This window comes from Flavobacterium qiangtangense (assembly GCF_042658345.1).
GTDB lineage: Bacteria > Bacteroidota > Bacteroidia > Flavobacteriales > Flavobacteriaceae > Flavobacterium > Flavobacterium qiangtangense.
In genome coordinates this window covers 81,377-107,055 of sequence record NZ_JBHSQB010000005.1, presented here as the reverse complement: position 1 = coordinate 107,055, position 25,679 = coordinate 81,377, and the positions used below count along the sequence as shown (strand labels likewise).

Here is a 25,679-nt window from a genome sequence, read left to right as displayed (position 1 = left end):
CTGAAAAAATTTATGGAAAAAATAGCAGTATTCCCAGGTTCATTCGACCCAATCACTTTAGGTCATTATGACATTATCAAAAGAAGCATTCCGCTTTTTGACAAAATTATCGTGGCGATTGGCGTCAACGCCGAAAAAAAATATATGTTTTCTTTAGACGAAAGAAAACGCTTCATTGAAGAATGTTTTGAGAATGATCCTTCAGTTTCTGTCGTGACTTACGAAGGTTTGACGATTGATTTCTGTAAAAAAGTAAAGGCAAAATTCATACTCCGAGGATTGAGAAATCCAGCCGATTTTGAATTTGAAAAAGCAATTGCACATACCAATCGAAAACTTTCTAAGATTGAAACCGTATTTCTTTTGACTGCGGCGAATACTTCGTACATCAGTTCAAGCATCGTTCGTGACGTTATTCGAAACAATGGCGAATATGAATTGCTTGTTCCAGATTCAGTTCGAGTAAAATAATAATTTGCAATAGGCACTTATAAACAGTACATTCGCCAAAAATTAACAACCTATAAAATGAGTATAGAAAGAGAACTAATCAAAAGAAGTGGCGGAAAATGCGAACTTTCTGGAGCAACCGAAAACTTAAAAGTGTACCAAATTCTTCCAACAAGAAAAGGCGGTATCGACGAAAGCATTTTGGCGACTGCACCTTTAATAGACCAAATTGAAAATCCAGAAAAAATGGATGCCAATCTTTGGAGATGTTTAAACGATAGTATGTGGAGCGAGCATTTGCCGGTTCAAGTGGTTTCTTGGAGAATGTTGAGCCGTTTGCGCAACCAAGAATTATTGGAGCAAATGTATCTTGATGAAGACGATTTGGCATGGGCTCAAGCAACTGGCGAAGGCGACGACGACGAAAATAAATTGGTTCACAGAGACAGCAACGGAGTTATTTTGCAAACCGGCGATTCTGTAGTTTTAATCAAAGACTTAAAAGTAAAAGGTTCAAGTATGGTTGCAAAACAAGGAACTGCCGTGAGAAACATCCGTTTGGACCATGAAAATGAAACTTATATTGAAGGAAAAGTGGACGGTCAGCAGATTGTGATAATCACCGCTTACGTTAAGAAAATATAGTTACAGTATTTAGATTTCAGATGGCAGTTTACAGACTAGATGTTTAACATTCTTAATCTGAAATCTGAAATCTGAAATCTGAAATCTGAAATTTGAAATCTGAAATCTGAAATCTGAAATCTGAAATCTGAACTATTCCTCTTTCTTCACCACTTTTCTCGCGACTTCAATCTTAAACTTTTTCCCTTTCATTTTTTCGTCGCGAATATTATTAAGCAAATCTTTCACTTTATTGAATTTCACAGCTGCAAAAGAAATAAAATCCTTTACTTCGATTAATCCTAAATCTCCTTTTTCAAGTTTTCCTTTTTGAGAAAAGAATCCGACGATGTCAATTTTGTTCAGCTTATTTTTCTTTCCTCCAGAAATATAAATCGTTTGGAATTCTGGCGGTTTTGGCAATGAATTTGAATTTTCTACATTCAAAACTTGCATTCCATAGTCGATATAATCTAATTTTTTCTCGCTATCATTGACCAAAACATAAGCCGTTCCAGATGCTAACATTCTTGCAGTTCGCCCATTTCTATGCGTAAATTCGTCTTCTTTTGAAGGCAAATGGTAATGAATTACGTGCTTCATTTCGGGAATATCCAAACCACGTGCGGCCAAATCGGTGGTAATCAAATAACTCACGCTTCCGTTCCTGAACTGAATTAATGCGCGTTCCCGTTCGTCTTGATCCATTCCTCCGTGATAATAGGTGGCGTAAATTCCTTTTTCGTTTAAAGTATCGCTGATTCTTTCGGCCGCATCGCGATGGTTACAGAAAATAATGGCCGATTGCGATTTCAGCGAACAAATCAAATTGAAAAGCGTATTGATTTTATCCTTTTCCTTAGAAACCACCATCTTCATCGAAAGATTGGTTTTCTCTTCATTCTTCGGAATAAAATCTAAAATTTCTGGATTGACAACCCGCGTATATTTCGGAATTTCAATATCTGAAGTCGCCGAAACCAAAACACGCTTGTTCAACTTCGGAAGCCTTGCAATAATATATGACATTTCTTCGTGGAAACCCAATTGCAGTGATTTGTCAAATTCATCCAAAATCAAAGTCTGGATTTTGTCTGTGCGAAAAGTTTCCCTTTCAATATGGTCCGCTAATCTTCCCGGAGTTCCGATTAAAACGGCCGGCGGATTGCTTAAATTCTTAATTTCTGTATCAATGGAATGGCCTCCGTAACAAACATTGGCTTTGTAACCCGTTCCTATTTTTTTCCAAACCTGCTCAATTTGCAAACCTAATTCTCTTGACGGAACAATAATTAAACATTGAACCGAAAGAATTTCTGGCTGTAAAATTTCAAATATCGGAAGCAAAAAAGCCAGCGTTTTCCCAGAACCTGTCGGGGAAAGCAGTAACGTATTGTTGTTTTCTAAAATGGCTTCTTGAGCGGCTTCCTGCATTTCGTTCAGGCGTTCGATGCCCAAATTCAGCAAAAGATTCGTGGAATGGTGATTGTTATTCATGGTGCAAAGGTAATTGAATTATGAGTTATGAATTATGAGTTATGAGTTTTTTTGGTATTGAAATTGAACTTTGATATTGCCAATGAAAACCATTACTTTTGAATCTATCAAATTATTAAGATGAAACGCTTACTTCCAATTTTACTTTTTTCAATTATGGCAAATGCTCAAAATAAAACTGATTTCCTGACGACTTATGAAAAAGGAAATGGCAACCAAACGGCGACTTACGAAGAAACAATTGCTTATTTCCAGCTTTTGGATAAAAATTTTGAGACAATTTCTATGGAAGAAATGGGCTTGACAGATTCTGGCGAACCGTTGCATATCGTGACTTTTAATCCGGATAAGAAATTTGATTTCAAGAAAATTCAGAAAGAAAAAGCGGTTCTTTTAATCAACAACGGAATTCATCCTGGCGAACCTGACGGAATTGATGCTACGATGATGTTGTTTAGAGATTTGGCGTTGGGAAAGATAAAAGTTCCGAAGAATTTGGTGATTGTAAATATTCCGATTTATAATATAGGTGGTGCTTTGAACCGAAATTCTTTTTCAAGAGCCAATCAAAACGGACCAGAAAGTTATGGTTTTAGAGGAAACGCTAGAAATTATGATTTGAACCGAGATTTTTTGAAATCGGACACAAGAAATGCGCGAAGTTTTGCACAGATTTTCCATAAAGTAAATCCTGATGTTTTTGTGGACAATCACGTGAGTAATGGAGCGAATTACCAATATACGTTTACTTATATCGCAACGCATCCGCAAAAAATTGGAGGAAATCTTGGGAAATTTTGGGATACCGAAATGATTCCGACTTTGCTTTCAGATTTGAAAAAGAAAAATATAGAATCGGTTCCGTATGTGAATATTCATGATGAAAAACCGGATGGTGGTTTTGACGCTTTTATGGATTATCCGCGTTATTCGACCGGTTTTGCGTCGATGTTCAACACGGTTGGTTCAATGCCCGAAACACATATGCTGAAAGATTATGCGTCGCGTGTGAAAGTGACGTATGAATATATGGTTGCGACGATTGAATTTACGGATAAAAATTATACGAAGATCAAAAATTTACGAAGTGAAAATCTTCAAAATTATCTTCCAAATAAAAAATATACGTTGCTTTGGGAATTAGACGAATCGAAAGTTTCCAGCATTCCGTTTTTAGGCTTTGAAGGCGATTATAAAACGAGTGATATTTCTGGAAAATCGCGATTGTTTTATGACGAAAAGAAACCTTTTAGCAAAGTAATTCCGTACCATAAAGAATTTAAATCTTCGTTGGAAGTTGTAATTCCGGAAGCTTATGTGATTCCGAAATCGTGGTGGAATGTGATTGAATTATTGAAAATTAACAATATTGAAATGACTCCTTTAGAAAAAGATACTGAATTTGCAGTGGAAAGTTATCGTATTGGAGATTTCAAAACGAGTAAATCTGCTTATGAAGGACATTATCCGCATAGTTCTGTAAATATGACGACTACGAAGAAAAAAGTATCGTTCAAAAAAGGAGATTTCGTAATTAAAACGCAACAAGCTGGCGTAAAATATTTATTGGAAACTTTAGAACCGCAAGCGAATGATTCTTATTTTGCTTGGAATTTCTTTGACTCGGTTTTACAACAAAAAGAATATTTTTCGGCGTATGTTTTTGAGGATTTGGCTAAAAAAATATTGGATGAAAATCAGAGAATGAAAGCGGAATTTGAGCAGAAAAAAGCGGATGATAAAACCTTTTCAGATTCTGGAGAAGCCCAATTAGATTGGATTTACAGCCATTCTGAATATTACGAAAAAACGCATATGGAATATCCTGTTTATCGAATTATGAAATAGTTACCGCAGATTAGAAATAATTCAACACAGATTTCACAGATTTACACGGATTTTTTTAGCATCTCGTCCTCTTTATCGAATTATGAAAAAATAGTTTACCGCAGATTTTTGGATTTTTTTCTCCCCAAATTACACAAATTTTCACGGACTGTTTTGTGTTAATTCGTGCAATTCGTGGCAAACAAAAAAAGCTCCTTATTTCAGGAGCTTTTCATCTTCAAATAATAATTTGATATTTTCATAAGAGTTTTGCAACGCGTCTTGAATTTCTTCTGGATTTAGCCACGCTACTTTCTCGATTCCTTCGTCTTCTTGTGGCAGTGGAGTTCCTTCGAAATCAGTTTCCATTTCAAACCAATGCACGATTTTCAATTTGTACTTTCCGTTTCTTATGAAAACGTGATAAGTTTTCTGAAGTTTCTTGGTAATTTTTAGTCCGGTAACGCCAGTTTCTTCTTCAACTTCGCGAATTGCCGTCTCTTCAATCTCTTCTCCTTTCTCGATTCCGCCCTTTGGAAGATCCCATTTTCCGTTTCTGAAGATGAAAAGAACTTCTCTTTTTTTATTGTAAACAAGGCCTCCACCGGCTTTATTTACCGGAAGTTTTTCTTTCAGCATTTTCATAATCTCCTTCTCATCAGGATAATACAAATACGCTTTTTGAATTTTATTTTGAAACATTTTTACGATAAGCTGATGAATATCAACACTTTCCAATAGAAAAAGTTGAAAATCTGTTTCTTTGACTATTTCATTAGTCAAAAAAAGTGGTTTATCGTTGACAAAAACTTTATACATTTGTAGTATGATTTTTAATAAAGACACCGCACAGAAAACTGCCGAATTGCTTTTACAAATAAATGCAATTAAATTGAATCCAAAAAATCCTTTTACATGGGCTTCTGGATGGAAATCGCCTATTTATTGCGATAATCGTATAACGCTCTCATTTCCACCGATTAGAAATTACATCAGAGAAGAATTTTCTAAAAACTTAGAAAAACAATTCGGAAAACCTGATGTGATTGCTGGAGTTGCCACTGGCGCCATTGGAATTGGGATGTTAGTTGCTGAATATATGGGACTTCCGTTCGTTTATGTTCGCCCAGAAGCGAAGAAACACGGAAGACAAAACCAGATTGAAGGTTTCTTGCAAAAAGGTCAAAATGTGGTTGTGGTTGAAGATTTAATCAGCACCGGAAACAGCAGTTTGATGGCCGTTGAAGCCTTGAAAGAAGCTGGAGCAAACGTAAAAGGAATGGTTGCCATCTTCACTTACGGCTTTGATATTGCTACAGAAAACTTTAAAAAAGCGAATGTTGATTTATTGACATTGAGCAATTATGAAAATTTATTAGAATTGGCCGTTGCCAAAAGATATATCACAGAAGAAGAGCAGGAAACATTGAAAGTTTGGAGCAAAAGTCCATCAACTTGGAATGTTGAAGAAGTATAAAACTGCATTTAAACATTTTTCAGTTAAAAGTATAAATAAATTGAGGATGAGATTGCTTCGTTCCTCACAATGACATAAAAAATGAATTTAGATAGTCCAAAAGTTAGCGTACCAAAATCGGCTCAATATTTATTTGACCAATTAACTGACGTAAAGAATTTTGAAAAATTGATGCCTGACAACATTGCAAAATTTGAAGTAACTGGCGAAGATGCTTTTATCTTTGGATTGAAAGGAATGCCAGAAATCAAGTTGAAGATGAAGGAAAAAACGGCTCCAACAAAAGTTGTTTTAGGCGCGGCGAGTGATAAACTTCCGTTTACCTTGACAGGAAATATTAATCCAACTTCTGATGAATCAAGCGATGTTCAACTGCACTTTGAAGGAGAATTTAATGCAATGATGGCAATGATGGTAAAAGGACCGATTACCAAATTCATCGAAACTTTGGCAAACAACATGCATAAGCTGTAAAAAATAAAAAATTACTTACAAGAAGCCTTTTAGTTGATTCTAAAAGGCTTCTCTATTTAAAATGGCGCGTCTTAACGTTTCAAATTGGGCTCTTTTTAACATAAATTTTATTTTCATTTTTTTATATTTGTAATAAACCGCGCTTTTAAAAAACGGATTATGAGAAATGAGTTCACAATATTTTATACTGATGACGACGCTGAAGATTTAGAATTCTTCACCGAAGTCACAAGCGCAATGGGAGATCACTTGAATATAGTTACACAAAATAATGGCAAAAAATTACTTCACGATTTAAAAAATCCGCCACCAAATCCGCATATTGTTTTCTTAGATTTAAATATGCCTGGTTTTAGTGGTTTTGATGTTTTGCAACAATTGAGAAGTTCTATTGAATATAAAAATTTGCCAATCGTAATTTTTTCGACTTCAAGTGACGAGCAAACTATTGCAAAAAGTATGGAACTTGGCGCAAGTTTTTATGTTTCAAAGCCTACCGATTACACATTATTAAAGAAAACTATTCAGCATACCTTGAATATCAATTGGGATACTTTCAAGCCAAGCAAAGAAAATTTTGTATATTTAAACAACTAACAATTCCCCAATGAGCGTTGAAAATTTAAAAACTGACGAATCAGCCACTATATCTTTTTTAAATAATCTTAGAACAAAAACCGCTGTATCGCACGAAGGCCTCGAAGCTTTACCTATTTCAAAATCAATTGTTGACCCAAAAATCACCATTGAGGAATATGTTTTGTATTTAAGTTTGATGCACGATGTTGTTCAAAATTTAGAGGAAAACATTTATCCGATTCTTTCTGACGTAATTTCAGATTTAAGCGAAAGAAAAAAAGCACATCTGATTCTTGACGATTTGAAAAACATTGGAAGCGAGAAAAAACAAACGCTTTCTCCTTTTAAAAATGCCTCAGAAATCTCAGTTCCGTTTGCAATGGGAATGATGTACGTTGTTGAAGGATCAACTCTTGGCGGAAGATTTATCTTGAAAAATATCCAAGAAAGTTTAAATTTTACTGAAGAAAACGGAGCTTCTTATTTTTCGGGCTACGGAAATAAAACCGGAAGCTTCTGGAAAAACTATTTAAATTCTCTAACCGATTTTGAAGCCAAAAATAATTCTGAAGAAGAAATTATTGCTGGCGCTGATTACGCATTTAGAGTTATTGGCAAACATTTATCTGAAAATTCGGCATCTTAATTTATGAAGATAAAAGACATTGTCAATCGCGATATCGTAAACCTGACCAACTGCGAATTTGAACCAATTCACATTCCGGGAAGCATTCAGCCACACGGTTTTTTACTAGGAATCAACTCAAATTCTTGGAAAATTGATTTCTGCAGCGGAAATATCTCTGAATATATTCCAGCAGAATTTAAAAATGTTTTGGGAGCTGATTTTGAAACTGCTTTTGGGCAAAAACAGCAAGCAGCAGTTGCCGATTATATTTCAAAAAATTTATTGCTTTCTTCCACTCCGTTGAAGCTTGAACTTTTTGGGAATGATTTTTTGTGCACGATTCACAAAAGCGATGACAATTATATTCTGGAAGCAGAACCTTCCACAGAAAATCCAAAAAAATTGACCGATGTTTATGATCAGACTTCGCAGTTTTTGGCTTATATGAACGAAACGCATACTTTGAAAGAATTATGCGATATGGTGGCCAAAGGAACTCGTGAAATTACTGGTTATGACCGAGTTATGGTTTATCGTTTTGATAAAGATTATAACGGAGAAGTTTTTGCAGAAAGCGTTCGTGATGATTTGGAGCCGTTTTTTGGCTTGCATTATCCACACACCGATATTCCGGTTCAGGCGCGAGAATTGTATATGCAAAACCTTCTGCGCTTGATTGTTGACGTGAATTATACGCCAGTTCCGCTTTATACTGAAGACGACGGAAACGAGTCTAAAAATCTAAATTTAAGCCTGTCAATATTAAGAAGTACATCGCCAATCCACGTGCAATACCTTCACAATATGGGTGTTGGTGCAACTTTGACGATTTCTTTGATTCACCAAAAAAAATTATGGGGATTGATTGCTTGCCATCATTATTCTCCAAAAAATTTGACACCAGAAATTCGTTTGGCAGCGCAATTACAAGGACATTTTATTACGTCACAAATTGATATTCGTCAGTCAAATGAGGAATATGAAGTGGCTCGAAAATCAAATATTGCGTTGGAAAAACTGAATTCTTTCGATCTTCCCGCAAAAGAAGAATCGTTTGAAATCATTGCAAATAGTCCAGAAATACATGAGATTTGCAATGCTTCGGGTTTTGCAATTGTCTTAGATTCAAAAATTTACAAAAGCGGATTGACTCCGGACGACGATAACATTTACAAACTTTGCCGTTGGCTCGCCGATTTTACAAAAAACAGCTCTTTTTCTACGGATAAACTCATCAATTATTTGCCAAACGCATCTGATTTTTGCGAGGAAGCTTCGGGAATTGTTTATCATCCATTGAGTGCTGACAGCAGTTATTGCGTGGTTTGGTTTCGACCAGAATCTTTGACAGAAGTGAATTGGGCTGGCGATCCGAAGAAAGCAATTGTTAAGGACGAGAAAGGTTTGTATCCAAGAAATTCTTTTAAAATTTACCGGGAAATCGTAAAATGCCAAAGCAAAATTTGGTTGCAACCCGAATTAAATGCAGCTGCAAATTATGCGCACACGCTTCAAAAACAGTTCAACTTATTGATTATTACTCAAGAAGAAGAGAAATATAGAAAATTAAGCGAAATTTTAAAGGAAACAAATTCGGAATTAGAAAATATAAACTGGATCAGCACACACGATTTGCAAGAACCATTGCGAAAAATTCAGATGATTTCTTCGCGACTTTTAGGCAAGGAAGACGAGCAATTTTCTGATACTGTAATCAATTCTGTGCAAAGAATGAATAATTCGGCACAACGAATGCAAACTTTGCTGATTGACATCTTAAAATACACTAGAATTCAGCACATTGACGATTCGTTTGAACTTGTTGATCCGAATGAAATTTTTGTGGAAGTTTTATCTGATTTGCAAGAATTAATCAACGAAAAAGGAGCGACTGTCAATATTGAAGAACTTCCGAAAATCAAGGGAATTGCATTTTTAATGAAGCAATTATTCTCTAATTTGGTCCAAAATTCTATAAAATATTCGTTTCCTGACAAAGCGCCAATCGTGAATGTAAAATCGCTTGGAATTCAAAAATTAGAATCAGATGAATTGTTTCAAGTATTGGAATTTTCAGACAACGGAATTGGTTTTGAACAACAATTTGCCGAGAACATTTTCAATATTTTCAGCAGACTTCATGGTCAAGATGAGTACAAAGGTTCTGGCGTGGGCTTGGCTTTATGCAAGAAAATTATGCAGGTTCACAAAGGTTCGATTATTGCAGAAGGAATCCCAAATGAAGGTGCTATTTTTAGATTGTATTTTCCAACGAAGCAAGATTAATAAAGCATTTTCACTTCTTTAATTTCAAAGGATTGCACTAAATTATCCTCCAATTTCACTTGGAGTTTTCCGGTTTGGCTTACACCTTGAATAATCCCCATAAACTTCTCATTTTGAGCATTTTCAAAAGGCATCGGAATTCCGTTTTTGTACAAAACAGAATGATATTTTTTCCAAATTGGGTCAGTATTTTTATTCATAATCATCGAAATATTCCTGCCAAGATTTTGCAATATCGAGGTTAGAATTTCGCTTTTATCAAACTCTTTATTTTTTAAAACTGCCAAAGAAGATGCTTTGGGAAGATCACCAAAATTTTTCTGGTTTATATTCAACCCAATTCCAACGATTGAAAATATTTCTCCGTCACTTTTGATACTATTTTCGATAAGTATGCCACCGATTTTTTTTCCTTCTGCCAAAATGTCGTTAGGCCATTTTATCGCTAAATCTTTTATTTCTAAAAAAGATAATGCTTCGACGATACTAACTGCTACGGCAACATTAAGGTGAAAAATATGATTGATTTCAAGCAACAAATCTTTAACCAAGACACTAAATGTGAGGTTTTTACCCTCTTCCACATTCCACTGAGAACCCATCTGGCCGCGTCCATTAGTTTGGTTTTCAGCGGTTACAATAGTAAAATTTTCTACAAATTGACGTTGCAACAACTTCTTTAAGTAGTCATTCGTTGAGTTAATGGCATCGAGTTTGATGATGTTCATATAAAATAATTGAAGTTATCTTTTTAATCTTGTGTTAAGGTTCAAAAATAAAGACAAAATTTGATAACTTTGCGAAAACATATAAAATTTAAATGGCGAAAAAGAATATAAGTAATGATGATTTGTTAGCCAACATCATCAAAGGGATTGAAGAAGTTAAAGGTAATGATATTGATATTTTAGATTTAAGAGCGATCGACAACACTGTTTGCGATTATTTTGTGATCTGCAACGGTACTTCAAACACACAAGTTAACTCTATCGTTAACTCTGTTCAAAAAATTGTTTCCAAAGAATTAAAAGACAAGCCTTGGCACGTTGAAGGTGCTGAAAATGGCGAATGGGTTTTGATGGATTATGTAAACATTGTTGTTCACGTTTTCCAAAAACACATCCGTGAGTACTACAATATCGAGAGTTTGTGGGGTGATGCAAAAATCACAACTATCCAAAACAAATACTAAAGAAAGAAAACAGCAATGGCTAAAGAAAATAACCCAAATTCGAATCCAAAAAAATTCAGAATAAGTCCTTGGTGGATTTATGGCGGTTTGATTGTTTTCTTCCTAATTTTGAACTGGGCTTCGGGCAGTACAAAATTGGAAGAAGGTGGAAAAATCACAACTTCTAAATTTCTTCCATTACTAGAAAAAAATTATGTTGATAAAGTTATCATTTACAACAGAAGCGAAGCCGAAATTTTCTTAAACAAAGCCGGCTTGGCTGATCCTGCAAACAAAAAAGTAACAAAAGACCTTTTCGACAATGAAAATACTGGTCCGCATTATGTTATTGAAGATGTTGGTGACACTAAATCTTTCCAAGAAAAGCTTGAAAAAGCAATGGCAGAAGGAAAACTTAAAGATTTTGATTACAAAGCAAAAAGTGATTGGAGCGGTATCTTAATCGGTCTTCTTCCAATTCTTTTGATCGTTGCGATTTGGCTTATCATCATGAGAAGAATGTCATCTGGTGGCGGTGCTGGCGGTGGCGGACAAATTTTTAATATCGGAAAATCAAAAGCAAAATTGTTTGACGAAAAAACTGACGTTAAGATTACATTTAAAGATGTTGCCGGTTTAGAAGGTGCAAAAGAGGAAGTTCAGGAAATCGTTGAGTTCTTGAAAAATCCAGAAAAATATACCAATCTTGGAGGTAAAATTCCAAAAGGAGCTCTTTTAGTTGGACCTCCAGGAACGGGAAAAACATTGCTTGCAAAAGCCGTTGCTGGTGAAGCAAAAGTACCTTTCTTCTCGCTTTCAGGTTCTGATTTCGTTGAGATGTTTGTGGGAGTTGGAGCTTCTCGTGTAAGAGATTTGTTCAAACAAGCAAAAGAAAAATCACCTGCAATTATCTTTATTGATGAGATTGACGCTGTTGGTCGTGCAAGAGGAAAAAACAACATGTCAGGCTCTAACGACGAACGCGAAAACACTCTGAACCAATTACTTACAGAAATGGACGGTTTTGGTACAAACACAAATGTAATCGTTTTGGCTGCTACAAATAGAGCTGATGTTCTTGACAAAGCCTTGATGAGAGCAGGACGTTTTGACAGACAAATTTATGTTGACCTTCCGGATATCAGAGAAAGAAAAGAAATTTTTGAAGTTCATTTAGCTCCATTAAAAAAAGCTGAAGGACTTGATACTGATTTCTTGGCGAAACAAACTCCGGGTTTTTCTGGTGCTGATATTGCAAATGTTTGTAACGAAGCCGCTTTAATCGCAGCGCGTTATGACAAAAAAGCAGTTGACAAACAAGATTTCTTAGACGCCGTTGACAGAATCATCGGTGGTCTTGAAAAGAAAAATAAAATCATCACTCCAGAAGAAAAAAGAGCGATTGCCATTCACGAAGCAGGTCACGCAACGATCAGCTGGATGCTTGAACACGCGGCACCACTTATTAAGGTAACAATTGTTCCAAGAGGACAAAGTTTAGGTGCAGCCTGGTATCTTCCAGAAGAAAGACAAATAGTGAGAACGGATCAAATGCTTGACGAAATGTGCGCTACAATGGGCGGACGTGCGGCTGAAAAAGTGACTTTTGATAGAATTTCAACTGGAGCCTTAAGCGATTTGGAAAAAGTTACGAAACAAGCAAGAGCGATGGTTACCATCTATGGCTTGAACGAAAAACTTGGAAACATTACTTATTATGATTCTTCAGGTCAAAGCGAATATAACTTTGGGAAACCCTATTCTGAAGATACTGCAAAAGTAATTGACAAAGAAATTTCTGATTTGATCGAAGGACAATACCAACGAGCAATCAAAATTCTTGAGGAAAACAAAGACAAATTGAACCAATTGGCAGATATTTTGATCGAAAAAGAAGTTATTTTTAAAGATGACTTAGAAACAATTTTCGGCAAACGTGCTTTTGGCGAAGCAGTTGAAGAAGTTTTCGAAGAGTAAATTTCAAATGTTAAAAAAAAATATAAAAATCTTAATTCAAAAGTGCTTTTGAATTAAGATTTTTTTATCTTTGATTGTTTTCAAATTACAAATAAAGATTTGACTATTTATGAGTCTTTTTAAGAAATTTTTTGGTACCGGAGAATCCGAAGAGGAAAAAGAGGGCAATTTGAGCCCATTTAATCCAGAAGCTATTATTCCGGCTGACGAACTGTTTACGCTGAACTTTAAGAAGAACGGGGGGAAATTTCTGTATTGTGAAAACTTGGAAGAAGTTAAAGAACATTTTGAACATATTCTCGAAGAAAACGATTGGTTTGAGTCAGAAGCTATTTGCTTCGAACCAAAACTGCACAGTCTTTTAGAAGAAAACAAATTGCTTTATGTAAAACCAACAAACCCAAAATTTCTTTTGGCAAGTTGTGAAAACCTTATTGCTGACGAAGGTTCGGTGTTATTTTCATCCAACCAAATCAAGCAAAACAAACCAAATGAATTACCTGTAAACATTGTAATTCTTGCTACAACAAGTCAAATCTTGGCTTCAAAAAGCGACGGTCTTCGTGAAATCAAAAAGAAATACGAGACCAACTACCCCACAAATATTACCACAATGAAATATTTCGAAAAAGCCAAAGAAGAAGATTTTCTGCAATACGGAAGCGTTGCCAAAAATTTGTATTTATTGCTTTTAGAAGACCTTTAAAATGCGTGAAACCCTAACGAGATCCTTATCGGGCTTAGTCTATATTTTTTTACTCATTGGGGCAACACTTTACTCTATTGAAAGCTTTCTTCTCTTATTTGGAGTGTTTTTAATAGCTTGTACTTCAGAATTTTGCAATCTTGTAAATTTAAAAAAGCCATTACCAATTGCCATTGCGCTTCTTGGTTATGTTTTATTTGCTTTTTTCAATAATTTCAGCACCACAAATGATTTGTTGTTGACAGTTGCTACCTTATTTATTTCCTTCAAATTGATTCATTTACTTTTTTCCGATAGAAGACAACACATTGATAATCAGTCAAAATATGTTTATTTAATTGGATATATTATCTTGCCATTTATCATTATTGCAAAGCTTCCGTTTGAGGCAAAAGTCTTTGCGCCAAAGATTTTAATCGGAATATTTTTAATCATTTGGGCGAACGATACCTTTGCTTACGTTGTTGGAAAAACAATGGGAAAAAGAAAATTATTCGAACGAATTTCTCCAAAAAAAACCATCGAAGGATTTTTAGGAGGCTTGTTTTTTGCTATAATTTTTAGTTATTTTATTGCTATTTATTTAGTAGAACAGCCTGTTTTTCATTGGATTATAATTTCATTAATCTGTAGTATTTTTGGAACTATTGGTGATTTGATCGAATCAAAATTCAAAAGAATTGCCGGAGTAAAAGACAGCGGAAAAATAATGCCTGGCCACGGAGGCATTTTAGATCGACTAGATAGTATTATATTTGTATCACCATTTATATTTTTGTTTTATCAAATTTTAAATTATGCTTAAATTTCACAAAGAAGGCGCGAAAATCATTCTTGCGACTTGCGCAATCGTTGTTGCCATCGTTTTATTGTCAGATTCTCTGATTACAAATTTTTATATTTTGAAATTTGTTCAAATAATCTCGCTAATTTTTCTTATATTAGTATTACAGTTTTTCAGAAATCCGATAAGATTGACTGACGTAAACGACACAAAAATTATCGCTCCGGTTGACGGAAAAGTAGTCGTTATCGAAGAAGTTTATGAAAGCGAATATTTCAAGGAAAAAAGACTGATGATTTCCATTTTTATGTCCCCAATTAACGTTCACGTGACACGTTATGCATTAAACGGAATCGTAAAATTTAGCAAATACCATCCAGGGAAATATCTTGTTGCTTGGCATCCAAAAGCGAGCGAAGAAAATGAGAGAACCACCGTGGTTATTGAAAACCAAGTTTTTGGCGAAGTACTTTACCGTCAAATTGCAGGCGCTTTGGCCAGAAGAATTGTGAATTATGCCAAAGAAGGAATGCAAGTTGTTCAGGGAGAAGATGCTGGTTTTATAAAATTTGGATCAAGAGTCGATTTATATTTGCCTATTGGAACTGAAATTAATGTAAAGCTTAATCAGAAAGCAGTTGGAGGTATAACTGTAATTGCAAAAAAATCTTAATGAGCGACAAAGATTTAGACATCGAATTTGAAGAAGCGTATGAAAAAGCTTCAAATATGACTGAAGCATTGCCGCAAGACGTCATGCTTCGAATCTATGCTTATTACAAACAAGCGACGCAAGGAACGGTTCACGCTGACCGAATGGGAAGTGTGGATTTGCGAAATGCTTTCAAGACAAACGCTTGGATGCAAATTAGCCACCTCTCGTCTGATGAAGCCAAACGCCTCTATATTGAAACAATTAATTCACTTACTAAATAATATTTTTATGAAAAAGACACAATTATTTATTTCAAGCCTTGTGTTGGCATTCACGTTACAATCTTGCAACAAAGACAAAAAATTAGAAGAAGTTGAAGTTCCACTTCCAACAGAAACTGCAGAAAAAGCGCCAATGGGAAATCCAGAAGATGTTGCAGCTGATCCAGGAGCGTTTAAAATGATGAAACTTCCTTATTCTTATGACGCTTTAGAACCGCATATCGACGCGAAAACCGTTGAAATTCATTACTCAAAACACCACGTTGGTTATGTGAACAATTTAAATAAAGCAATCGCTGGAACTGAATTGGAGAAACAAACTATCGAAGATATTCTTAAGAAATTAGACTTAGAAAATAAAACTGTTCGCAATAATGCTGGTGGATATTACAACCACAATCTTTATTGGGAAATTATGGGACCAAAAAAAGGTGGCGAGCCAACTGGTGCTTTGGCGGAAGCAATCAATAAAGATTTTGGTTCTTTTGAAGCTTTTAAAACACAATTAACTGAAGCCGCTACAAAACAATTTGGTTCAGGATGGGCTTGGTTGGTTGTTGACAAAACAGGAAAATTGGTTGTTGGAGGTACTACAAATCAAGACAATCCGTTGATGCCAAATCAATCAGTTTCAGGAACTCCAATCTTAGGGTTAGATGTTTGGGAACACGCTTATTATTTAAAATATCAAAACAAACGTCCAGATTATATCACCGCTTTTTTCAACTTGGTAAACTGGGATGCAGTTGCTAAGAAATTTGAAGCAACAAAAGCTCCGGCTCCAAAAGTATAATCTCGAAAAAAATACTTATTTTTAAATCCGCTTTTCAGCGGATTTTTTTTTAACCAAAAACCAACACCTAAATACTCTAATGAAAAAAATAATTGCTTGCCTTCCCCTACTTTTGATTGCCTTTGCTTCCTGCGATAAAAAAGACAAAAATGCCACTTTTCAAAATGACTTAAAAGCTTATAATTTAAACGGAGATGTAAAATCTGTTCAAGAAAGATCTTATGAAATTGTCGGTGGTGACGCGAAAGGAAATCTGAAAAGAGAAAATATGGCAACATATGACATTGATGTAGAATTTGACAAAAACCACCAATTAATTTCAGAAAAAAGTATTCTTTCAGACGGAAAAATTTTTAATTCAAAAACTTTTGAGCACAAAAATAAGATGTTGCTCGAAGAAGAATTTCTTCCAAATGATGTGATTTACAGAACAAAATATTCTTTTAACGGTGATAATAACACAATCATTTCAAAGCGAGACAAAGGCGGAAATCAAATTCATAAAACCGTAAACACATTTTTAAACGGAAATCTTATACAGAAGAGACTCTTTGATAAAGATGACCAATTAGTCGAAAGATACGAATATAAGAGCGACAAAAACGGCAACCAAATTGAGGCTACCAGATATAATTTATATGAAGCGCTTTACAAAGATGTTTATGAATATGACCGAAAAAACAACAGAATTTCAGAAGCGCGATTTGACAAAGACAACAATCTTTTATACAAAACTCAAACGACATACAAAGATTCGTTAATTACAGAAATCGTTGGACTTGACTCTAAATTAAATCACATATCTGCTGAAAAAAGGTCTTATGATAAAAAAGGAAATCTTTTAAACAGATCGTTTCAAGACGTTGTTTCTGAAGAATATACACAAGAAAATAATCAATATGACGCTTCATCAAATTTGATCGAGTGGAGTTTGGCAATCAATAAAGTTATTTCGCAAACCATCAAATATAAATTTGATTCACACAAAAATATCACCCAAATTGATAAATTAGATCAAAATGGAAATGTTCAAGAAAGTAGAAAATACATCTATGAATATGACCCGCAAGGAAATTGGATTCAAAAATCTGTTATTTTAAAAGACATGCCAATTTTTGTTCTTGAAAGAAAAATAGAATATTATTAATAAAAAAGTCCCGAATTATCGGGACTTTTTTTTGTATTTACAAAAATCTAAAACTTATTTTAAACTTGCCAAACTTTGCTCAATTGTAGCAATTTTTGATAACGCGTCAGCTTCTTTTTTGCGTTCCATTTCCAATACTTTTTCTGGAGCATTGTTCACAAATTTCTCGTTTGATAATTTGGCTTGAACAGATTTTAAGAAACCTTGATTGTATTTCAACTCTTCTGAAAGTTTTGCCACCTCTTCTTCCACGTTGATGGCACCGCTTATTGGCACAAAATATTCGTTAGATTTTGCGCGAAAAGTCAACGCTCCGTTTACTGCTTCAGAAACATATTCTAATGAACTGATATTTCCTAATTTTGAAATAACAGAATCAAAATAAGTCGAAGCATTATCATTATTAATCGCTTTCAGTTTGATCGCGTCTTTAAACGGAATGTTTTTGTCTTTTCTGATAGTTCTGATTCCAGAAATTACTTCGGCAGCAAAATCAAAATCAGCAATTATTTTAGAATCAAACGATTTTAATTCTGGCCAAGTTGAAACAATCAAAGCTTCTTCAGAAGTTCTTTCTGCGATAATTTGCCAAATTTCTTCGGTTAAAAATGGCATAAACGGATGCAACAATTTCAAATTGCTTTCTAACATTTCAATTGCTTTGTCAAAGGTTTTTCTGTCGATTGGCGCTTGGTAAGCCGGCTTGATCATTTCAAGGAACCAAGAACAGAAATCGTCCCAAACCAATTTGTAAATCGCCATCAAAGCATCTGAAATTCTGTACTTTTCAAAGTTGTCTTCAATTTCAGCCAAGGTTTGTTGCAGTTTTGCTTCATACCATTCGATTGCCACTTTTGAAGATTCTGGTTGCTCAATTTCGTCGCTTATTTCCCAGCCTTTTATCAAACGAAAAGCATTCCAGATTTTATTCGTAAACGCTTTTCCTTGGTTGCAAAGTTCTTCGTCAAACATAATGTCGTTTCCGGCGGAAGCGCTCAAAAGCAAGCCAACACGAACACCGTCTGCACTGAATTTCTCGATTAAATCCAATGGATCCGGAGAATTTCCTAATGATTTTGACATTTTTCTTCTTTGCTTATCACGAACCAATCCAGTTAAATACACATTTGTGAATGGTTTTTCTCCTGCGTATTCATAACCTGCGATAATCATTCTGGCAACCCAGAAAAACAAAATATCAGGACCTGTAACCAAGTCATTTGTTGGGTAATAATAGTTGAAATCTTGGTTTTCAGGTTCCATAATTCCTCCAAAAACGGCCATTGGCCAAAGCCACGACGAGAACCAAGTATCTAAAGCGTCAACGTCTTGTTTCAAGTCTGCAATTGTCAGATTTGAGTTGGCAGTTGCTTTTTGAGCTAAAATCAAAGCGTCTTCAACATTTTCGGCTACAACAAAATCTTCTTTTCCATCGCCATAGAAATATGCCGGAATTTGCTGTCCCCACCAAAGCTGGCGCGAAATATTCCAATCACGAATGTTTTCCAACCAATGACGATACGTGTTATCAAAACGTTTTGGATACAATTTAATTTCTTCTGTTTCTAAAACTGCTTTGATTGCCGGTTTTACCAATTCTTCCATTTTCAGGAACCATTGGTCAGACAAACGTGGCTCGATTACCGCTTTTGTTCTTTCAGAAGTTCCCACTTTATTAAGGTGTGTTTCGGTTTTGGCCAAGCTTCCGTTTTGCTCTAATTCTTTTGCAATTTCTTCACGAACCACAAAACGGTCTTTTCCTTGATAATGCAATCCAAAAGAATTTAAGCTCGCATCTTCGTTAAAAATATCAATTACTTCAAGGTTGTGTTTGTCTCCTAAAGTTTTATCGTTCATATCGTGCGCCGGCGTAACTTTTAAGCAACCTGTCCCGAATTCGATATCCACATATTCGTCTTCAATAATTGGAATCACTCTTCCTGCAATTGGAACGATGGCTTTTTTACCTTTTAAATGCGTGAAACGTTCGTCATTTGGGTTGATACAGATTGCTGTATCTCCAAAAATAGTTTCCGGACGCGTTGTCGCAACCGTCAAGAAATCTGAACTTCCTTCGATTTGGTATTTTAAAAAGTATAATTTTCCTTGTCTTTCTTCAAAGATTACTTCTTCGTCAGACAATGTTGTTTTTGCTTCTGGATCCCAGTTTACCATTCTGTAACCGCGGTAAATCATTCCTTTGTTATATAAATCAACAAAAGATTTGATTACAGAAGCTGACATATCTGGATCCATTGTGAATTTTGTTCTTTCCCAATCGCAAGAAGCTCCGAGTTTTTTTAACTGGTCAAGAATTACGCCGCCGTATTTGTCTGTCCAATCCCAAGCGTGTTTTAAAAATTCTTCGCGAGTCAAATCATTTTTGTTGATTCCTTCGGATTTTAGCTTTGCAACAACTTTTGCTTCTGTGGCAATGGATGCGTGGTCTGTTCCCGGAACCCAGCAAGCGTTGAAACCTTTTAATCGTGCACGACGAATCAACACGTCTTGAATCGTGTTGTTCAGCATGTGTCCCATGTGCAAGACTCCGGTCACGTTTGGTGGCGGAATGGTGATTGTGTAAGGTGTTCTGTGGTCTGGTTCTGAATGAAAATAATTGTTTTTCATCCAGTAATCGTACCATTTTTGCTCTACTGATTTGGCATCGAATTGTGCTGGAATTGTCATATTTTTTTGATGTTTTTTTATTATTTGTTTTATAATTCCTGCAAGGTTTTTAAAACCTTGTAGGTATTATTGATTGTTGAAGTTATACCTAACAGGTTTTAAAAACCTGTTAGGATATCGACAAAGATTGGTACGGACGTTTACAAAAATGCGAAAAGTTTCTCAAATAGCCCCGATTGTAGCGGAAATCAAAAAAATTTCTTCTTTAGAAATTTTTTTATTGCAGCGGAAAGCGGGAACTTCGATGGCTGAAATTTTACTGTCTTTTTGCTTCAAAACCAAAAAAAATATTTGGTATGAATTTTGTAAAATACGTAGCACAAAAGTAATTAAGTAAGTGCAGTTTAAAAAATTAAGATTTAATAATTTGCACTTTAAAGGAAACTATTTAATTTTACGGGTAATATTTAAAATTTTTTGATGATGAAAAAACTACTAGGTTTATTTGCAATAGTGATGATTGGTTCTTCGGCGATGGCTCAAACGGGTCCGAAAATTGAGTTTAAAAAAGAAACTATTGATTATGGAACCGTGGCGAAAGGCGAAGATAACGGTTTGAGAGTTTTTGAATTTAAGAATACTGGCGATTCGCCGTTGGTGATTTCTGATGTGAAATCGAGCTGTGGTTGCACGGTTCCAACGAGACCGACAGAGCCGATTGCGCCTGGAAAAACGGGTGTGATTGAGGTTCAATATAATATGAATCCGGGGACGATTAATAAGACGATTACTGTGACTTCGAACGCTGTGAATAAGCAAGATGGCATGATTCCGCTGAAAATTACCGGGAATGTGATTGTGAAAGAAGAGGTAAATTTGCTGGAGAAAAAGAAAGCAATGCCAAGTTCATAAATTTTTAAGCCCGCAAATAGCGGGCTTTTTTTTAGATTATTTTTTTGAGTTGGAATTTGAATGCGATTGGCGTTCCGTTTCTTTCGATGTCGACGTAAATCCATTTTCCTTCTTCTGATAGCATCATTTCATTTATTTCTTGAAGGGAATAACGCTGGATATTTCTGCCATTTATACGTTTTATTTTATCTCCAACTAAAATTCCTGCGATTGCTGCGGGTGAATCTTTTTGGACTGCGGCAATTTCAAAGATGGGTTTTAGACTAAATTTGTACAAGAAATTTTCTGTACCGTTAATAAATTCATCAAGTCGCTGGCCAGAATTTGGCTTTGCGCCTGCCAAAGGAACGGTTTCTTTATGATATTCGATTCCGTTGTGCTCAATTTCTAAACCACTCATGTTATAATTGAATGGATCAGAAAATTTTGAATTTGGAAACAACAACATTTCACTTTTTTGATAATCAAAAACGATATGAAAACGGTGTAAGATTTCGGCTCCGATTGATCCATTTCGGTCGTCAGAAAATTGAAAAAGTGGAAAAAACTTGGGATAAGGATAAGAAACTAAAGCATCTTTAAATTCAAAATTTGAGATTTTTACATTATTTACCCGTGATTTTTTACCGACCACTTCGCCACTTAATCCCCGACCTAAAACATCTTCGAAATAATTGTTGTTTGATTTTATATTATTATTTTCAAAGAGCCAAAGACCGTCGCTTAAGCCAATGTCAACAAGGATATTCAGCTTTATTTCGTCGTCGCTTAACTTAGCATCAAGATTGATAAAAGGTCTTTCTTTCGAAATTCGTAGTGGAATTTTTTCATACTTTTCGAACTTTTTCTTTGTTAAAGTATTTCGGTTTTTATGAATTGTAATTTTCTTTCTGATATAATCAATTTCTACAATTCTATTTTTAAAAAACGAGCTGTTTAAAATGCCATTTACTTCCACACCAAGTCTTTCTGAAATATTTATTTCTTGGTTTAAAATAATCAACATGGGGAAATTTTCATTCTTATAACCCGTTATATTCAATGCGTTTTTATCGGAATGCAAGGCTTCGATTTTCTCATTTTCTCCAAGTCCTTTGATGAAAATCTTTTTCACATTCCTAAATTCTACGGTATCATTTTCTGGAAGACTGAAAATCATCGAGCTTTCTGAACCAGTGTCTAAAACCATATTTAAATCAACATTATTTAACTTTACTGGTATGATGATAAGATTTGATACTAATTTAAACTTGATGGTAATTTTGTCTTTTTTGGAATTCCACTCAAAATCACGCTGAGCCATGAGGCCAAACGGAATCAGCAATACCAACAAAATAAACCGGTTTACCATTTTTATAGAAATTTAGATAAATATAAAAACTTTTAACATATAATTTGTATGAATTTATCATTTTCAAGTGGTTTATTTTGTCGATTTCTTAATTATATTTTGCAAATTTGCAATCAAAATTAAAAAGTCATGCCAAGAATTTCTACCAAAGGTCAGCAAATGCCCGAATCACCAATTAGAAAATTGGTTCCTTATTCTGAAATTGCAAAAAAGAAAGGACATAAAGTATATCATTTGAATATCGGTCAACCGGATATTAAAACTCCGGATGTAGCCTTGAACGCTGTGAAAAATGCGGATATTACAGTTTTAGAATATAGTCACTCTGCTGGTTTTGAAAGCTACAGAAATAAATTATCAAGCTATTATCAAACACACGGATTACCGATAAATACTGCAGATATCATCATCACAACCGGAGGTTCTGAAGCATTGCTTTTTGCTATGGGAAGCACAATGGATCAAGGTGATGAGATCATTATTCCTGAACCATTTTATGCCAATTACAACGGATTTTCAACGGCTTCTGGAGTAAACGTGGTTCCGGTAATTTCGACGATTGACGAAGGTTTTGCGTTGCCTCCAATTTCTGCCTTTGAGAAATTGATTACGCCAAAAACAAAAGCAATTTTAATTTGCAATCCAGGAAATCCTACTGGTTATTTGTATTCAAAAGAAGAAATTCTTCAATTGGCAGAAATCGTAAAAAAACACGATCTATTTTTAATTGCTGACGAAGTTTACCGCGAATTTATTTATGACGGTGAAGAACATTTTTCTGTAATGAATGTTCCTGGTTTAGAAGAACACGCAATTATGATTGATTCAGTTTCAAAGCGTTACAGCATGTGTGGAGCAAGAATTGGTTGTATTGTTTCAAAAAATAAAGAAGTTATGGCAACAGCAATGAAGTTTGCTCAAGCCAGACTTTCTCCTCCAACTTATGCTCAAATTGCAAGTGAGGCTGCTTTAGAAACACCACAAAGTTACTTTGACGACGTAATTACAGAATATAAAGACCGTCGCGATACTTTAATCGCTGAACTTCAAAAAATTGAAGGCGTAAAAGTGGCTACACCAAAAGGTGCTTTTTATTGTATCGCAAAACTGCCGGTAAAAAGTGCTGACGACTTTGCTCAATGGCTTTTAGAATCTTATGATTTTAACGGAGAAACGGTTATGGTTGCTCCTGCAGCGGGATTTTATTCCACGCCAGGTGTTGGTTTAGACGAAGTTAGAATTGCTTATGTCTTGAAAAAAGAAGACTTGATCAAATCAGTTGAAATTTTAAAGGAAGCCTTAATAGCTTACAACAAATAAAAAAATTTAGCCTCATGAAAATGGGGCTTTTTTATTGGGTGTTAATTTGATTACAATCAATTTGTTACCATAAATAAGTTTGCGTAATTTTATACAAATTGAGTTTATGAAAAATCTTTTTTACATAGTATTTTTATTCGCGATCATCGTTGGGTGTTCTACTTCAATGACAAACAAATCGTTTGAAACAGAACCAACCAAGATAACTGGCGACACAATTAAAATTGCAAACGAAGAATTGGAATATGAAGTGATCATCATCGATCCCGGATTCACAAGCTGGTTTAATGCTTATGCCAGACCTAGAAATTATTATTCTTTGGCATTTCTTGAAGCAAGAAATCGAGATTGGACTTTAAGTTGGAATAATAAATTTTATCAAGGAAGTAGATTATTTGACATGCCACTCAATTATGAAAATAATATCGACTATGGTTACGAAGTAAATTATATGATTTTCAATTATCTCACTTATTTTCAATTAACAAATAATATTAAGCTTGGCAGTTTTGCTCCTCGATTTTAAAATTGTAGTTTTGCGCTATATTAATTCAGTATGAATAAGCTTAAACAACGCTGGGGAATTACCTCTAACTTCCAGCTTCTCGTTATCTTCATAGTCTTTGCAATCAACGGTTCGCTTTCTGCCAGAATCTCTTATTTTTTAATGGGATTGTTTGGAATGACCAAAGAAAATACGCACTGGCTTTTATATATCATCATAATGCTCGTCTTGGTTTTACCGCTTTATCCTTTTATGCTAATGGTTTTTGGATGGCTTTTTGGGCAATCGAAATTTTTCTTTCCGTTTGCAAAAAAGATGATCAGAAGCATGAAATTGGGGTTTTTATTACCGAAGGAAAAGGTTTAAAAAAGATACTGAGTTACCGAGAAGCAAAACTTCAAAGTGCCAAATTTTATAAACTAAAAAAGCCAGAAGCATTTAAACTTCTGGCTTTTTTATTTAAATTTTAAACTTGATGCCTTATTTTTCTTTACTAAAATGATAAGTATAAATCCAAGTCAAAGTAAATGTTGGCAAAACATCTGTGAAAGGCAGTAATTCCTCAAGAAAAGAAATTACACCACCAATTTTCCCAACCGTTCCTTTATACATGCTCGCCAAAATAATCCCCGAAATCGGAGCCCAAGCGAAATCTGCAAATTCTCCAAAGAAAGGCAATGCGTAAGAAAACATTCCGATGGCGTCAAAAAGCAAACTCAACAATAATTGCTTTTGCTTTTTATCCGAAGCTGTTTTTATCTGAACTTGTTCTGTCATTTTCAGTTATTTAGTTTGTAATACTAACGCAAAACCAGTGCCAATTATTTCTTCAGCTTATCAGAATATTGTTTTCTGACTTTTTCAACCTTTGGCGTAATCACATAACTGCAATATGATTTTCCTTTGTTTCTGGCATAATAATTTTGGTGATAATCTTCAGCTACATAGAATTTTGGAGCGGGAGAAACCTTTGTCACGACTGGTTTTCCAAAAGTATTTTCGGTATTTAAAACTTTAATATAATCGTATGTAATTTTCTTTTGGGCGTCGTTGTGGTAAAAAACTTCGCTACGATATTGCGTCCCGACATCCGCGCCCTGACGGTTTAAAGTCGTTGGATCATGCGTTGCAAAAAATATCTCTAACAATTCTCCAAAGCTTATTTTTGCTGGATCAAAGGTAATTTGAGTTGCTTCTGCGTGACCAGTCGTTCCTGTTGAAACTTCGTCATAAGTAGGATTTGCTACTTTTCCTCCCGTGTAACCAGATTCCACTTTTTTAACTCCTTCTAATTCTAAAAAAATCGCTTCTGTACACCAAAAACATCCTCCACCAAATGTGGCGACTTCCAGTCCTTTTTCAACTTCCATTTTTACAGGCTCCTTGTTTTCTGAAATTAATTGTTCCTTTTCTTTTTCTTTTGGCTGACACGAAATACTTATCAAGGTCAGCGCCGCAATCATCTTTTTCATTTTGTCCTTTTGTTTCTTAAAATTAATCAATAAATAAGCCAAATTTGGCGTCTTAACTAAACTTTATAAGTCAATATACGAAAGAATGTGCGCTTAAAGATGTGAAAGTTTTCCAAAACTTTGTTTCTTTGTATA

27 protein-coding genes are annotated in these 25,679 nt (G+C 34.9%); 20 read left to right on the top strand and 7 right to left on the bottom strand.

From position 1 onward, the window contains the following. The first annotated feature begins 12 nt into the window (after positions 1-12). Positions 13-471, top strand: a complete 459-nt coding sequence (coaD, locus tag ACFPVY_RS06135; RefSeq protein ID WP_379791090.1) for a pantetheine-phosphate adenylyltransferase — start codon at positions 13-15, stop codon at positions 469-471. Between the two features lie 57 nt (positions 472-528). Then, a complete protein-coding gene (locus ACFPVY_RS06130; RefSeq protein ID WP_379791089.1) occupies positions 529-1,095 on the top strand; it encodes a PhnA domain-containing protein in 567 nt (188 codons plus the stop codon). A gap of 132 nt (positions 1,096-1,227) precedes the next feature. Here the strand turns inward: ACFPVY_RS06130 and ACFPVY_RS06125 are convergent, their stop codons facing one another. After that, positions 1,228-2,571 carry a DEAD/DEAH box helicase gene (locus ACFPVY_RS06125; RefSeq protein ID WP_379791088.1) on the bottom strand — a complete coding sequence of 448 codons (1,344 nt, stop codon included), beginning with the start codon at positions 2,569-2,571 and terminating at the stop codon, positions 1,228-1,230. Positions 2,572-2,691: 120 nt separating this feature from the next. Here ACFPVY_RS06125 and ACFPVY_RS06120 point away from each other — a divergent pair, with 120 nt between their 5' ends. Beyond that, the gene (locus ACFPVY_RS06120) at positions 2,692-4,419 is read left to right on the top strand and encodes a M14 family metallopeptidase (RefSeq protein ID WP_379791087.1); all 1,728 of its coding nucleotides are present in this window, start codon (positions 2,692-2,694) and stop codon (positions 4,417-4,419) included. Positions 4,420-4,614: 195 nt separating this feature from the next. Here ACFPVY_RS06120 and ACFPVY_RS06115 read toward each other — a convergent pair whose 3' ends face one another. Continuing rightward, positions 4,615-5,217, bottom strand: a complete 603-nt coding sequence (locus tag ACFPVY_RS06115) for an NUDIX hydrolase (protein WP_379791086.1) — start codon at positions 5,215-5,217, stop codon at positions 4,615-4,617. A gap of 7 nt (positions 5,218-5,224) precedes the next feature. On the opposite strand from ACFPVY_RS06115, the gene pyrE reads away from it, so the two are divergent. The 5 genes from pyrE (at position 5,225) to ACFPVY_RS06090 (ending at position 9,842) form a co-directional block, all read left to right on the top strand. Continuing rightward, a complete protein-coding gene (gene pyrE / locus ACFPVY_RS06110) occupies positions 5,225-5,875 on the top strand; it encodes an orotate phosphoribosyltransferase (RefSeq protein ID WP_379791085.1) in 651 nt (216 codons plus the stop codon). 81 nt (positions 5,876-5,956) lie between these two features. Continuing rightward, positions 5,957-6,349 (top strand): SRPBCC family protein, encoded by a 393-nt coding sequence (locus tag ACFPVY_RS06105; RefSeq protein ID WP_379791084.1) that lies wholly within the window; start codon positions 5,957-5,959, stop codon positions 6,347-6,349. Positions 6,350-6,508: 159 nt separating this feature from the next. Beyond that, positions 6,509-6,946, top strand: coding sequence for a response regulator (locus ACFPVY_RS06100; RefSeq protein WP_379791083.1), 438 nt, complete (start codon positions 6,509-6,511; stop codon positions 6,944-6,946). A gap of 10 nt (positions 6,947-6,956) precedes the next feature. Further along, positions 6,957-7,574, top strand: coding sequence for a biliverdin-producing heme oxygenase (locus ACFPVY_RS06095; RefSeq protein WP_379791082.1), 618 nt, complete (start codon positions 6,957-6,959; stop codon positions 7,572-7,574). 3 nt (positions 7,575-7,577) lie between these two features. Next, on the top strand, positions 7,578-9,842 hold the full coding sequence (locus tag ACFPVY_RS06090; protein WP_379791081.1) for an ATP-binding protein: 2,265 nt from the start codon (positions 7,578-7,580) through the stop codon (positions 9,840-9,842). On the opposite strand, the gene ACFPVY_RS06085 is transcribed toward ACFPVY_RS06090, so the two are convergent. Then, positions 9,839-10,570, bottom strand: coding sequence for a biotin--[acetyl-CoA-carboxylase] ligase (locus tag ACFPVY_RS06085; RefSeq protein ID WP_379791080.1), 732 nt, complete (start codon positions 10,568-10,570; stop codon positions 9,839-9,841). The two genes, ACFPVY_RS06090 and ACFPVY_RS06085, sit on opposite strands and share 4 nt — an antisense overlap. A gap of 92 nt (positions 10,571-10,662) precedes the next feature. Here ACFPVY_RS06085 and rsfS point away from each other — a divergent pair, with 92 nt between their 5' ends. From rsfS to ACFPVY_RS06045, 8 genes are all read left to right on the top strand, one after another. After that, positions 10,663-11,034: a ribosome silencing factor gene (gene rsfS / locus ACFPVY_RS06080; RefSeq protein WP_379791079.1), complete on the top strand. Its 372-nt coding sequence runs from the start codon at positions 10,663-10,665 to the stop codon at positions 11,032-11,034. A gap of 15 nt (positions 11,035-11,049) precedes the next feature. Further along, complete coding sequence (ftsH, locus tag ACFPVY_RS06075) at positions 11,050-12,990, top strand: ATP-dependent zinc metalloprotease FtsH (protein ID WP_379791078.1); 1,941 nt, start codon at positions 11,050-11,052, stop codon at positions 12,988-12,990. 109 nt (positions 12,991-13,099) lie between these two features. Continuing rightward, positions 13,100-13,696 carry a lactate utilization protein B/C gene (locus ACFPVY_RS06070; protein WP_379791077.1) on the top strand — a complete coding sequence of 199 codons (597 nt, stop codon included), beginning with the start codon at positions 13,100-13,102 and terminating at the stop codon, positions 13,694-13,696. A gap of 1 nt (position 13,697) precedes the next feature. Next, complete coding sequence (locus ACFPVY_RS06065; RefSeq protein WP_379791076.1) at positions 13,698-14,501, top strand: phosphatidate cytidylyltransferase; 804 nt, start codon at positions 13,698-13,700, stop codon at positions 14,499-14,501. After that, the gene (locus ACFPVY_RS06060) at positions 14,494-15,153 is read left to right on the top strand and encodes a phosphatidylserine decarboxylase family protein (protein WP_379791075.1); all 660 of its coding nucleotides are present in this window, start codon (positions 14,494-14,496) and stop codon (positions 15,151-15,153) included. The genes ACFPVY_RS06065 and ACFPVY_RS06060 overlap by 8 nt, the downstream gene beginning before the upstream one ends. Next, on the top strand, positions 15,153-15,416 hold the full coding sequence (locus tag ACFPVY_RS06055; protein WP_379791074.1) for an acyl-CoA-binding protein: 264 nt from the start codon (positions 15,153-15,155) through the stop codon (positions 15,414-15,416). The genes ACFPVY_RS06060 and ACFPVY_RS06055 overlap by 1 nt, the downstream gene beginning before the upstream one ends. A gap of 7 nt (positions 15,417-15,423) precedes the next feature. Continuing rightward, on the top strand, positions 15,424-16,209 hold the full coding sequence (locus ACFPVY_RS06050; RefSeq protein ID WP_379791073.1) for a superoxide dismutase: 786 nt from the start codon (positions 15,424-15,426) through the stop codon (positions 16,207-16,209). 79 nt (positions 16,210-16,288) lie between these two features. Continuing rightward, on the top strand, positions 16,289-17,356 hold the full coding sequence (locus tag ACFPVY_RS06045; protein ID WP_379791072.1) for a hypothetical protein: 1,068 nt from the start codon (positions 16,289-16,291) through the stop codon (positions 17,354-17,356). Between the two features lie 54 nt (positions 17,357-17,410). Here the strand turns inward: ACFPVY_RS06045 and ACFPVY_RS06040 are convergent, their stop codons facing one another. Beyond that, entirely contained in the window at positions 17,411-20,044 is a 2,634-nt protein-coding gene (locus ACFPVY_RS06040) for a valine--tRNA ligase (RefSeq protein WP_379791071.1), read from the bottom strand. A 423-nt stretch (positions 20,045-20,467) separates the two neighbouring features. Here ACFPVY_RS06040 and ACFPVY_RS06035 point away from each other — a divergent pair, with 423 nt between their 5' ends. Then, complete coding sequence (locus ACFPVY_RS06035; protein ID WP_379791070.1) at positions 20,468-20,896, top strand: DUF1573 domain-containing protein; 429 nt, start codon at positions 20,468-20,470, stop codon at positions 20,894-20,896. 31 nt (positions 20,897-20,927) lie between these two features. On the opposite strand, the gene ACFPVY_RS06030 is transcribed toward ACFPVY_RS06035, so the two are convergent. After that, positions 20,928-22,247, bottom strand: coding sequence for a PDZ domain-containing protein (locus ACFPVY_RS06030; protein ID WP_379791069.1), 1,320 nt, complete (start codon positions 22,245-22,247; stop codon positions 20,928-20,930). Between the two features lie 129 nt (positions 22,248-22,376). Between ACFPVY_RS06030 and ACFPVY_RS06025 the strand changes: the two genes are divergently transcribed. The 3 genes from ACFPVY_RS06025 (at position 22,377) to ACFPVY_RS06015 (ending at position 24,438) form a co-directional block, all read left to right on the top strand. After that, positions 22,377-23,567, top strand: coding sequence for a pyridoxal phosphate-dependent aminotransferase (locus ACFPVY_RS06025; protein WP_379791068.1), 1,191 nt, complete (start codon positions 22,377-22,379; stop codon positions 23,565-23,567). Between the two features lie 106 nt (positions 23,568-23,673). Further along, entirely contained in the window at positions 23,674-24,093 is a 420-nt protein-coding gene (locus ACFPVY_RS06020; RefSeq protein WP_379791067.1) for a DUF6146 family protein, read from the top strand. 30 nt (positions 24,094-24,123) lie between these two features. Continuing rightward, positions 24,124-24,438, top strand: coding sequence for a DUF6787 family protein (locus ACFPVY_RS06015; RefSeq protein ID WP_379791066.1), 315 nt, complete (start codon positions 24,124-24,126; stop codon positions 24,436-24,438). Between the two features lie 114 nt (positions 24,439-24,552). On the opposite strand, the gene ACFPVY_RS06010 is transcribed toward ACFPVY_RS06015, so the two are convergent. After that, the gene (locus ACFPVY_RS06010; RefSeq protein ID WP_379791065.1) at positions 24,553-24,849 is read right to left on the bottom strand and encodes a hypothetical protein; all 297 of its coding nucleotides are present in this window, start codon (positions 24,847-24,849) and stop codon (positions 24,553-24,555) included. Positions 24,850-24,893: 44 nt separating this feature from the next. After that, on the bottom strand, positions 24,894-25,544 hold the full coding sequence (gene msrA, locus ACFPVY_RS06005; RefSeq protein WP_379791064.1) for a peptide-methionine (S)-S-oxide reductase MsrA: 651 nt from the start codon (positions 25,542-25,544) through the stop codon (positions 24,894-24,896). Positions 25,545-25,679 lie beyond the last annotated feature (135 nt).